This is a genomic window from Thermoflexus sp. (genome assembly GCF_042408365.1).
Taxonomy (GTDB): domain Bacteria; phylum Chloroflexota; class Anaerolineae; order Thermoflexales; family Thermoflexaceae; genus Thermoflexus.
Genome location: NZ_JBHOQJ010000096.1, coordinates 1 through 2,263, shown reverse-complemented (window position 1 = coordinate 2,263; position 2,263 = coordinate 1). Strand labels below are relative to the sequence as shown.

The 2,263-nt window shown below is 63.2% G+C and carries 2 protein-coding genes; both read left to right on the top strand.

Annotated elements, in window-relative coordinates:
* Positions 1 to 1,080: beta-ketoacyl-ACP synthase III (locus tag ACFMO5_RS04080; protein ID WP_376791485.1), on the top strand; the 1,080-nt coding region annotated here is incomplete at its 5' end.
* 219 nt (positions 1,081 to 1,299) lie between these two features.
* Complete coding sequence (locus tag ACFMO5_RS04075) at positions 1,300 to 2,178, top strand: DNA methyltransferase (RefSeq protein ID WP_376791484.1); 879 nt, start codon at positions 1,300 to 1,302, stop codon at positions 2,176 to 2,178.
* Positions 2,179 to 2,263: the final 85 nt, after the last annotated feature.

The window sequence follows — 2,263 nt, the reverse complement described above, 5'->3', positions numbered from 1 at the left end:
GAAGAGTGGATCCTCACCCGCACGGGGATCCGGGAGCGGCGGATCGCGGAGCCGGGCGAGACCATGTCCGATCTCTCGGTCGCCGCGGCGCGAGAGGCGATGGCCCGCGCGGGCATTTTGCCTCAAGATCTCGATCTGATTATCGTGGCGACATCGTCGCCAGATTATGTGATCCCCCCGGTCTCATCCATTATTCAGCATAAGCTGAACGCCCGCTGCGGGGCCTTCACCTTGGGCGCCGGGTGCACCGGCTTCGTGTACGGTCTGGCCGTTGCCCACGCCTTTATCGCTGCTGGCCTGATGCGCAACATCTTGGTCATCGGCGCCGAGATCCTCAGCCGCAACATCGACTGGACCGATCGCAACACGGCGGTGCTGTTTGGGGACGGGGCCGGGGCGATGGTCCTGCAGGCCAGCGAGCTTCCCACCGGCCTGCTCTCGTTTGTGCTGGGGTCCGATGGTTCAGGGGCCGAGCATCTCATCGTGCCGGGCATCTCCACCAACGCCATCATCACTGAGGAAACCATCCGACAGAAGGGCCATCTGCTGCGGATGAATGGGCGGGAGGTGTTCAAGTTCGCCACCCGGGTGCTGGGGAAGGTGGCGATTGAAGCCATCGCCCGCAGCGGCCTGGCCCCCGATGAGATCGATCTGATGATCCCCCATCAGGCCAACGAGCGCATCATCGAGGCGGCTTGCCGCGAGCTGGGGTTCCCCATGGAGAAGGTGTTCCTCAACCTGGACCGCTATGGGAACACCTCCGCGGCTTCGATCCCGATCGCCTTCGCGGAGGCGATGGCCCAAGGACGGATCCGAGAGGGGGACAACCTGCTGCTCATCGGCTTCGGGGCTGGGCTGACATGGGCGGGGGCGGTGGTCCGCTACGGCGTCCGGCCGGAGGACCGGCCGATCCCGGTGGAGAACTGGCCGGTGCAGCTGCCGGTGTCGCTTCCGGATCTCAACCGGCTGGAGCCGGTGCGTCAGGCCAAGGTCATGGCCTTGCGGGCCCGCCGCCAGATCCTGCAGACCGCCATGAGCCTGTTGCTGCCCTTCTACGCGCGAGCGCGGCGGCGACGGTGAGTTGTTGAAGGAATGGATCCCCGCTCTCTCCTTTGGGAACCCGTGCGGGTGGCTTCGCTGCCCGCACGGGTTTTTATCCCTCAGTGCTTGATCCAGAGAGCTTATCCCAGAGAAAGATCCCAATTCGGATACAGTGGTTTGCCTTTAAACACGTTAATAATCTATCATAAAACGCAAGAAGCGCCTGGCCCGGCGCGGGAGGACCTATGAGGCACCGGCGTGGGGCAGTCCGAGCGCCTGGGGGTGGGTGGTTATGTGGTCACGTGCAGGAAGACGTCTGCGGAGGTCAGGATCGGTGTGGCGATCAACGATCTAGACCTGGAGCAGTGGGAGGCCTATGAGGACCTGATCACCGATAGCCTGTGGCTGCTGGGGCCGCGGGCGAACCACGGGATGCATACCTCCGAATACTGGGGAAACTTCGTCCCTCAGATCCCCTACCAGGCGATGCGGCGGTTCACCCGCCGGGGGGAGTTGGTCATCGACCCCTTCGCGGGCCTGGGGACCACCCTCATCGAAGCCCAGCGGCTGGGCCGCTTCGCTATTGGTGTGGAGCTGGTCCCTCAGGTGGCAAAGCGCGCCCGGGAGCTGCTGGACCTGGAGGAGAACCCTTACGGGGTTCAGACGGAGATCCTGATCGGGGACAGCACAGACCTGGAAACGGTGGAACGCGTCCGGGAGACGATGGCCCGTTGGGGGTTCTCCAGCGCCCAGCTCCTGATCATGCATCCCCCTTACCACGACATCATCCGCTTCAGCGAGGACCCCCGAGATCTCTCCAACGCGCCGACGGAGGAGGCCTTCTATGAGGCCTTTGCGCGGGTGGTGGCGAACTTCGCCCCGCTTCTGGAGCCGGGGCGATTCCTGGTGCTGGTCATTGGGGACAAATACGCACGCGGGGAATGGATCCCTCTGGGCTTCCGGACGATGGAGCGGGTCCTGGGTTATGGGTTCCGCCTGAAGAGCCTCTGTGTCAAAGACATCCAGGAGAACCGAGGCAAGCGAGGACGATACCATCTCTGGCGTTACCGCGCCCTCAAGGGAAATTTCTACATCTTCAAGCACGAATACATCATGTTCTTCGAGCGCACCCGGTGAGGGACCAGTGGCCTGTTTTTGGATCGATCTTGCTTTGTTGCGAAGACAAAATTTTCTATGAGGGGCGGGCCGCGTACGCGGCCCG